Consider the following 8,661-nt stretch of genomic DNA (forward strand, 5'->3'; position numbering starts at 1 on the left):
GGCCGGCCGAACTGCCGGCGCTGGGCGGCGTACTGCACCGCCGTTTCGTAGCAGGCCGTGGCATGCCCGACGGCGGACCACGCCACCCCGAGCCGGGTCGCCAGCAGGACGCGCGAGGTGTCCTTGAAGGAAGTGGCGCCCGGATGTCCACGCCCACGGAAGTTGATTACGGCAAGAACATCAACATGAAGCCATCGCCGCGCACAGGTAGTCCAGCAGAACCGCCTTCTCACCCTTTCTGGCCTTCACGTACTCGGCGGCCATGCCCTGCGTGATCTCCCGCCGCATGCCCATCGACATCCCCTGCTTCATCCCTCCAGCAGACCCCGGTGCCCGGCCGGCCGCCAGAGTTTCGCGAGTATTCCTAAATGAGGCAAGCACCCCACTTCGCGGGCATCTCTGATGAGTCAACAGTGGAACCTTGCCTCGACCTTCGGCTGCTGCTACGTTTTGCGCGTAACGCAAAGGCATATGCCAACCGCATCCTAGTTAAATGGGGCAGCGAGGGTGGCGATGCATGAGGGGGCTGCCGTGGATCCTGCGTGGAGCACTCTCCGGGTGGCTGGCGTGGCGCTGGACATCCCGGATGAGCTCGCACCCACAGACGAACGCGGCGTCGAGGGCGGGGCCGCCGTCCTTGAGGGTTCCAAGTTGCGGCTCACCCTCGATGCCAGTCCCTTCGCTGACCCGCTCACTCGCTATACCGATAAGCCCGGCTACGAGCATTGGCGGGAGATCGTCGGTGGACTCCCCGCGGATTTCGTCTCCTTCGAGGACCAGGGCACCCGCATCGTCGCCACCAATATCGCCGGCCGGGCGACCGCCGTCGTCCATATACCCGCCGACGCCGATAGGAGCGTCGCACTGCAGATCCTGCGAAGTATCCGAACAGATCAAGGAGAGTTCGATGACTGAAGAGAAATACCGTGCGGCCCCGTACCTCGCCGCGGTCGCAGACACGGCCCCCGGTGAACGTAACGTGGGCTTCGACAAGGTCCAGGCGTACCTCGAACGCTTCGGCTACTTGAGGGAGTCGATCGTCAGGGAAGTCGGTGTCCTGGACGACCCCACCGAAGGCGCCCTCAGAAAGTACCAGGAGTTCTTCGAGCTGCCGATCACCGGCATCTTCGACGACGCCACCCGCGAGTCCATGATGCGGCCGCGCTGTGGCCTCCCGGACCCGCAGGCCGGCGAGCTCGCCTTCGCGACCACGTGCGCGTGGACCGACCGCACGCTGACCTATGCCTTCGACACCGGGACCGACGATGTCGCGGGCAACGCAGAATTTGACGCCGTCCGCCGCGCCATCCAGACCTGGCAGAACGTGGGCGGACTGACATTCACCGAGGTTGCTCTCGGATCGAGCCCGGACATCCGCATCGGCTGGCGGCCCGCGGCGGACCCGGACCACTCGATGGTCGGCGGCGTCCTGGCCCACGCCGACTTCCCGCCAGGCTGCAGCGTCGTCACGAACACGCTGCCCAAACCGGTCCACTTCGACGACAGCGAAACCGTGTGGAGCGTCGGCGCCGCGGCGAACGCCTTCGACATCGAGACGGTCGCGCTCCACGAGTTCGGCCACATCGTCGGGCTCGCGCACTCCAGCGTCCCGAACGCCGTAATGGCGCCGACCGTCGCGTCGAACTTCACCAAACGCGCCCTCACCCAGGACGATACCGACGGGTTCCGGTCGCTGTACCCGGCCGCCCCTCAGGCCTGGTCCGGGTGGAACTCGCTGGGCGGCAGCCTGACTTCCAACATCACCGTTGGCACCAACGCGGACGGCCGGATGGAAATCTTCGCCCGCGGCACCGACAGGGCCGTGTGGCACAGATGGCAGACCGCCCCGAGCAACGGCTGGTCCGGCTGGAACTCTCTCGGCGGCGTCATCACCTCGGACATCTCCGTCGCCAGCAACAGGGACGGCCGCATGGAGATCTTCGCCCGCGGCACCGACAACGCCCTCTGGCACAGGTGGCAGACCGCCCCGAGCAACGGCTGGTCCGGCTGGAACTCTCTCGGCGGCGTCATCACCTCGGACATCTCCGTCGCCAGCAACAGGGACGGCCGCATGGAGATCTTCGCCCGCGGCACCGACAACGCCCTCTGGCACAGATGGCAGACCGCACCGAACAGCGGCTGGTCCGGCTGGAACTCCCTGGGCGGTGTCATCACCGGCCCCGCTGCATCTGGGCGCAACGCGGACGGCCGTCTGGAGGTCTTCGCCCGCGGCACCGACGGGGCCGTGTGGCACAGGTGGCAGACCGCCCCGGGCAGCGGCTGGTCCGGCTGGCACTCCCTGGGCGGCGTGATCACCTCGGAGATTGCGGTCGGCAACAATGCCGACGGCCGCATGGAAATCTTCGCCCGCGGCACCGACAACGCGCTGTGGCACATGTGGCAGACCGCCCCGAGCACCGGCTGGTCCGGCTGGCAATCCCTCGGCGGGATCCTCACGTCCAACATCGCGGTCGGCAGCAAGGCCGCCGGCCGGCTGGAGGTCTTCGTCCGCGGGACCGCCAACGCGCTGTGGCACATGTGGCAGACCGCCCCGAGCACCGGCTGGTCCGGCTGGCAATCCCTCGGCGGGATCCTCACGTCCAACATCACGGTCGGCAACAATGCCGACGGCCGTCTGGAGGTCTTCGTCCGCGGGACCGACAACGCGCTGTGGCACATGTGGCAGACCGCCCCGAGCACCGGCTGGTCCGGCTGGCAATCCCTCGGCGGGATCCTCACCGCGGACGGTGCCCTGGGCAGGAACAAGACCGGCCGCCTCGAGGTCTTCGTCCGCGGCACCGACAACGCGCTGTGGCACATGTGGCAGACCGCCCCGAGCACCGGCTGGTCCGGCTGGCAATCCCTCGGCGGGATCCTCACCGCGGACGGTGCCCTGGGCAGGAACAAGACCGGCCGCCTCGAGGTCTTCGTCCGCGGCACCGACAACGCGCTGTGGCACATGTGGCAGACCGCCCCGAGCAACGGCTGGTCCGGCTGGCAATCCCTCGGCGGGATCCTCACCTCGGACGTTGCCCTGGGAAGGAACAAGACCGGCCGCCTCGAGGTCTTCGTCCGCGGCACCGACAACGCCCTGTGGCACTAGTGGCAGACCGCCCCGGGCGGCTGGTCGGACTGGTCCTCCCTCGGCGGAACCCTCACCAGCCGCATCTCCGCCGCGTCCAACAAGGACGGCCGTCTCGAGGTCGTCGTCCGCGGCACCGACAACGCGCTGTGGGACATGTGGCAGACCGCCCCGGGCGGCTGGTCGGACTGGTCCTCCCTCGGCGGAACCCTCACCAGCCGCATCTCCGCCGCGTCCAACAAGGACGGCCGTCTCGAGGTCGTCGTCCGCGGCACCGACAACGCCCTGTGGCACAAGTGGCAGACCGCCCCGGGCGGCTGGTCGGACTGGTACTCCCTCGGCGGAACCCTCACCAGCCGCATCACCGCCGCGTCCAACAAGGACGGCCGTCTCGAGGTCTTCGTCCGCGGCACCGACAACGCCCTGTGGCACTAGTGGCAGACCGCCCCGGGCGGCTGGTCGGACAGGTACTCCCTCGGCGGACCCCTCACCAGCCGCATCACCGCCGCGTCCAACCAGGACGGCCGTCTCGAGGTCTTCGTCCGCGGCACCGACAACGCCCTGTGGCACAAGTGGCAGAACCAGCCCTTCCTCACGGAAGAGCCTGCCGCCCTCATGGAACTCGTAACCGCGATGGAGGAACTCGGCGAGACGGCGCCGTTCGGCCGCACCGTCCCCCACACGGTCGAGATGCTGCCTGGCGCCATGGGCGAAAGCGCGATGCCCGACGGCCAGCGGCACGCCGGCGCCCCGGCGATGCCCTCCGCGGCGGTGGACGCCACCGCCGGATCCAGCTGACCATCTGGTCGGTAGCTGGGCGAAGGACGGCTCCTGGCGGTCTACGGACCGTCAGGATCCGTTACGACGCTCACGCGGTCTCGCTGCCCCGCCGGCCCTCCTACGCGCCTGGGGCCGTCCGGGCCCGCTTCCCCACTGCCCTCAATGTCGCAAGGGGCGCAGACCCTGCCGGTTCATCTTCGCTTGTATCGGGCCGTTCTACACAAGGAGGTAGCCATGCCAGACCAGATCACCATGTCAGCGTCCGACTTCGCGGTTGTGCTCACCGAGATGCTTGATCCGTGCAGTTCGTTGCTGCCGGGGGAGGAGCCGATACCAGGCACTATCCCGCCGGACCGGGAGGGATGCGAGCATTGGCGTTCGATGGTTGCCGTCGTGCGCGCCACAGACATCGCGATTGACCGAATGCTGGGTCAACAACGCCTCGGTGAGGCGCTCGGAGGCGACGGGTCGGCGGCGGCCCTAGCGATGAATCATGCGGAGGCCGAGAGTCTCATTGACGGCGTGTGCGGCACACCACCGAGGTGGCCGCTCGCGTGGCCACTACTGCGCCATCCCCTCGTTGGTGGTTCGCTCACCGGCTCCTCCCTCTTGATGGTCGGTGCGAGGTTCCTGACCGCGGCCGAGCGCCTCGACGGGAACACTTTGCAGCCGGAGTTCAGGGCCGCAGCCGAGCGGCTCTTCGCGGCTGGGCTGGAACGGGTAGCGAACGGCTCCAACGATGCAGCGACCGCGCCTGGGCTGGGCATCTGCGAGCTGTTGGAGAAGGCCGTTGCCGCGGACATGCAGGCCATCGCACAGAAGGAACAACGGACAGAAATGCTGCTGGAGAGGATCCGGAAGCTGCAGGGCGCACCCCAGCCCGACTTGGCGCTCATCGCGGTACTTGAGGGCAGGGTTCGCGAGTTGCAGGCCGAGCTGGAGTTCGACCGCTCCCAGCTCGTTCTCCTTCAGGAGGAACTCACATTTGCCTGCGGCGGTTCCAGCTGATGCTGGCTAATCGGCTATTCGCATCTGACCGTGGTGCCTTAGCTGGTCAACGGTGTTGCCGCACCCGGTGGGCGCTGCGGAGCAGGATACGGGCTTGGTAGTGCTCGTTGTTGCGATAGCCACGCCCGGTCCGCTTGATGTGTTTGATGGCGGTGTTCTCGGCTTCGGTGCGGGCGTTGGTGACCGTTGGTGACCCGGCCGGTGATGATCACCTCCAACGCGGGCCACCAGTCGTTCAGGTCTCGGACACACCTGAGTAATTCTCAAGTGAGCCCTTAGCTTGTTATTTAACCTCTTGGCGGTGCTGGCCGACGGGGTGGATGGTGGCAGGGTGCTTGTTTTTGGAGCCTGCAGGGCGTCCGGGGCCGGGTCGTGAGGATTTTGGCGCGCCGGCAGGAACCGGCATGGTCGCGCGGATGCGCGGAAACCCCCGGCGGACCGGACCCGGGCCGGGGTCAGCCGTCCCGGCGGGGCGGGGCGCTCCCAGGGGCGGCGCAGGTCCTCGGCCAGGGGCCGGGCGAGCCGGAGCTGGGTGTGCGCGTGATGACGATCCAGGTCCAGCGGTCGGCCGCCTCCGGGCTGCGGATCCTCGGGGCGGTCCAGCCCAGGGTCTGCTTGAACAGCCGGAAGGTGTGCTCAAGGTCGAAACGGCGCAGGAACATCTGCCACAGCCGGTCGACGCGGTCGGAGCCGGCCTCCGGGTCCGAGCACCACAGCCACACCGGCTCCGGATGCCGGTCCCCGGGCAGGTGCTCGACGGTCAGCCGGATCACCGTCCCCTCCACGATCGGCGGCGGGCCCTGGTGCTGCACCCACGATCCGCGGTGGGTGATCTTCGGGTGCAGCCCGGGCCAGGCGGCGGCCACCGCCATGCCGTAGCGGTCGGTGTCCGTTCCGGTGGTGACCTCCGGCTCGGGCCAGCTTGCCGGTCGGTGAACCGGAACTCCGGGCCGTGCCGCGGCGGGCGCCCGGTGCGGCACGGCGGCGCCGGGAAACACAGGACCCGGTCCGAGCGCATCCGGCCCAGCACCTGCACCGGCAGGTCGGCGAGCAGGAACGCTAGGCGGGCCAGCTCGTACACGGTGTCGAAGACCAGCAGGATCTCGGGGTCGCCGTCCATCCAGTGTCCGGCCTCGCGCAACCGTGTCACCACCTCACGCACCTGAGCGGCGGTGACCTCGGTCTCGTCGTCGTCAGGCCGCAGGCGCACCGCATCGAGCACCGCCGTCCAGGACGTGCGGCCCGGTTCCAGGGCCGCAACGAACGAATACGGCCACCGCTTCATACCGATCGACTGCTGGCCAAACGATCTTGTTGAGCATGTATTGGATGCTTCGATCTTCCCTGGCACACAGTGCGTTGAGGCGTTGATGATCTTCCGGAGCCATTTTGAAGTTCCAGACCCACGCCGACCCCGGAACCACGCGGCCACGTCCTGTGGCCCCCGAATGATTGAGCAAAATCCGACGCCCGCGCCGAGGGCTTGTGGGCTCCCGGCCTGCTAGCCCAGGGCCTCGCGGACAGCCTGCAGGATCTGCTCCGTTCCCGCTTCCCGATCCAGCACGGCAACTACGACGGCGGGCCGGCTGGCGTTTACCGCCGCGGGGCCACGCAGCCCAGCACCACCCAGCCCCGCACCACCGAGCACGGGCCGGAAGGTCTCGGCCAAGGCCCGCAGTTCGCGGTCCAGCCGTGCGGCGAGCCTTCGGTCCAGCTCCGGCGGCGCCCCGGCGGAGGCCTCCCCCAACCACTCGCGCAGGACGCTGTTGTGCACGGCCACCACGGACGCGGCAAAAGCCACAGCACCGTACTCCCCACCCCCGGCAACCGCACCCCCCGGCAGGGCCCCCTGCAGGTACCTGTGGAAGGCCCGCTGGTAGCGGTGCGTCATCACCAGTTCGCGGTCGCGCAGGGCCGGGACCTGGTGCAGCAGCTCGTGCCGGGTCAGGGATGTGCCGCGGTTCCGGACGTGGTGGTCGAAAACCAGCAGGGCCGCCTCCACCACAGAACCGAGCGGATCCGCCGTCGGACGCGAAAGGTGCTCCTCAACCCGGGCCAGGATCCGATCGTGGTCGGCGAAGACCACGTCCTCCTTGGAACCGAATTTGCGGAAAAAGGTGCTGCGGCTGATGCCCGCGGCGCCGGCTAGATCGTCCACGGAAGTGGCGTCGTAGCCCTGGCGCACCAGCAGCTCAAGGGCCGCGGCTACCGCCGGGCCGGGATCCGGGGTGGAGGGGTTGTTGACCATAGGCGTGAATCTAACATGGGGCCCGGCACCGCGCGGATCGGCCCCGGAAGCTGCGCGGGATAGGCTTCTGGCATGGCATTGATAGCTCCCCGCGTCACGGCCGGCCTGGCCGCCGACGACGCCCGGAACCTCGCGCGTTCCCTCCAGGACAGCAACGACATTACCGTGTTCGTGGACGGCACGGTCCACTGTCTCCCGGCCGAGGCGAGGGACGCCGTCGTCGACCTCCTCGCCCGGCTCAGCCGCGGCGAAGCGGTGACCGTGAGCAGCGTCGAGGAGATGCTGACCACCTCACAGGCGGCCGAACTCGCGGGCATTTCGCACACCTACCTGCGCAACATGACGGACCGCGGCGAGATCCCCGTTGAATACCGCGGAACGCACCGGCGCATCCGGCTCGCGGACATCATGTCCTGGCTGGAATCGCAAAAGAAAAAGGCGGCCGCCGATGCCGCCAACGCCGCGGATGACGCGGCCAACGGCGCAACGTGACGGAGTGATAAGGATCAAGCAACGATCCTGCCTGGAGGGTGATGCCTGGAATGGCCGGGGTTACGCTTGAATGTGGGCAATTTCAGAGGGTGGCATATCGTGGCCGGCGCAGCCGCCATGGCCTGCGCCATACCCGTCGCCTACGCCATGGGGCTGAACTTCGTGGCCGCGTTCACGTTCGCCTGCGTGGTGTTTGTCGCCGTTGCCATGTGGGTTGAGTCGAAAATTGCCCGACGCCGGAGCGAGGCCGCCCGCGCCGCCGCCCCTTCCGCCGGAGAGCCCGGAGCGCCGGCTGACGAAACACCGGTATCCGCCGAGGACACGGCCAGCGAGTAGCAGGGTGGCGCCGGGTGAATGCGGCTTCAACGCGGCGAACTTCAGAGGCGCCATGGGCTTTTGTTGCCGGCGGTCGCTTCTCCCTGGTGCTGCTGCCGTGGATCGAGGAGCCATGACTGCCCCTTCCGGACATCCAAGTAGTACTTGGTCTGGACCCCGCGAAAACTGAGTACACCCCTTGGGGTACCAAGTATCAGCCCCCCAGAAACTCGAGTACTCCCAGATGCTGTTCGCCCGACGAATAGTAGTGTAATTTCTAGCTAGGGAATATCCAGCGGCTAAAGCAACATTGGAGTCAGGATATCCGAAGGAAGAAATTCCATTTATCTGGGGGATTTACAATGCCATTCCTCATAGCCTCAGTGAACTCATTCATGGCCGGCATCAAGGATCGCATCATTTCAGCGCCTGCCCAGGCAGTACGTGGGATTCGACATATCAGGGTCTCTTTTGGACTTGGAATCTAAGTCCAAGAGACCTGACCTTTAACGACTCCCCGCCCCACCGGAGCCCCGCCCCGGACTATCTCTGGCCACAAACTTAGGCCGCTCTACCCATGCTAGCTGCGAGAGCCCTTTGACTCCATGGAGGGCCTTTATCTTCACCGGCCAGCGATGACGACGGGGACTGTGCCGGCACACGGAAGGCGGATCAGGCGGCCGGATCGCTGTGCTCCCTAGGAGCGTGGGTCGGTAGTCGTTCGGTGGCATGAGGC

9 protein-coding genes and 3 pseudogenes are annotated in these 8,661 nt (G+C 67.4%); 7 read left to right on the forward strand and 5 right to left on the reverse strand.

Annotated elements, in window-relative coordinates:
- A pseudogene (locus J1902_RS10320) lies at positions 1–143 on the reverse strand (acyl-CoA dehydrogenase family protein); the annotation flags it as partial.
- Between the two features lie 370 nt (positions 144–513).
- Between J1902_RS10320 and J1902_RS10325 the strand changes: the two are divergent.
- The 5 genes and pseudogenes from J1902_RS10325 to J1902_RS10345 all read left to right on the forward strand — a co-directional run bounded on the left by J1902_RS10325 (position 514) and on the right by J1902_RS10345 (position 4,870).
- Positions 514–915 (forward strand): hypothetical protein, encoded by a 402-nt coding sequence (locus J1902_RS10325; protein ID WP_242701855.1) that lies wholly within the window; start codon positions 514–516, stop codon positions 913–915.
- Positions 908–3,103 (forward strand): DUF8189 domain-containing protein, encoded by a 2,196-nt coding sequence (locus J1902_RS10330; protein ID WP_242701856.1) that lies wholly within the window; start codon positions 908–910, stop codon positions 3,101–3,103. Before J1902_RS10325 ends, J1902_RS10330 begins: the two co-directional genes overlap by 8 nt.
- Before the next feature lie 135 nt (positions 3,104–3,238).
- Complete coding sequence (locus tag J1902_RS10335; protein ID WP_207616172.1) at positions 3,239–3,517, forward strand: DUF8189 domain-containing protein; 279 nt, start codon at positions 3,239–3,241, stop codon at positions 3,515–3,517.
- A 60-nt stretch (positions 3,518–3,577) separates the two neighbouring features.
- A pseudogene (locus tag J1902_RS20000) lies at positions 3,578–3,880 on the forward strand (DUF8189 domain-containing protein); the annotation flags it as partial.
- Positions 3,881–4,096: 216 nt separating this feature from the next.
- Positions 4,097–4,870 (forward strand): hypothetical protein, encoded by a 774-nt coding sequence (locus tag J1902_RS10345; RefSeq protein ID WP_207616174.1) that lies wholly within the window; start codon positions 4,097–4,099, stop codon positions 4,868–4,870.
- Between the two features lie 46 nt (positions 4,871–4,916).
- On the opposite strand, the pseudogene J1902_RS10350 reads toward J1902_RS10345, so the two are convergent.
- The 4 genes and pseudogenes from J1902_RS10350 to J1902_RS10365 form a co-directional block, all read right to left on the reverse strand.
- Positions 4,917–5,054, reverse strand: a pseudogene (locus J1902_RS10350) (transposase); the annotation flags it as partial.
- Positions 5,055–5,325: 271 nt separating this feature from the next.
- Entirely contained in the window at positions 5,326–5,643 is a 318-nt protein-coding gene (locus J1902_RS19900) for a hypothetical protein (protein WP_207616175.1), read from the reverse strand.
- Positions 5,640–6,155, reverse strand: coding sequence for a transposase (locus J1902_RS19905; RefSeq protein WP_372434456.1), 516 nt, complete (start codon positions 6,153–6,155; stop codon positions 5,640–5,642). Before J1902_RS19905 ends, J1902_RS19900 begins: the two co-directional genes overlap by 4 nt.
- Before the next feature lie 216 nt (positions 6,156–6,371).
- The gene (locus J1902_RS10365; RefSeq protein ID WP_207616177.1) at positions 6,372–7,118 is read right to left on the reverse strand and encodes a TetR/AcrR family transcriptional regulator; all 747 of its coding nucleotides are present in this window, start codon (positions 7,116–7,118) and stop codon (positions 6,372–6,374) included.
- Positions 7,119–7,190: 72 nt separating this feature from the next.
- Between J1902_RS10365 and J1902_RS10370 the strand changes: the two genes are divergently transcribed.
- Complete coding sequence (locus J1902_RS10370) at positions 7,191–7,610, forward strand: helix-turn-helix domain-containing protein (RefSeq protein ID WP_207616178.1); 420 nt, start codon at positions 7,191–7,193, stop codon at positions 7,608–7,610.
- 99 nt (positions 7,611–7,709) lie between these two features.
- A complete protein-coding gene (locus tag J1902_RS10375) occupies positions 7,710–7,946 on the forward strand; it encodes a hypothetical protein (protein WP_307794424.1) in 237 nt (78 codons plus the stop codon).
- Positions 7,947–8,661 lie beyond the last annotated feature (715 nt).

Source organism: Arthrobacter cavernae, assembly GCF_017368795.1.
Classification (GTDB): Bacteria; Actinomycetota; Actinomycetes; order Actinomycetales; family Micrococcaceae; genus Arthrobacter; species Arthrobacter cavernae.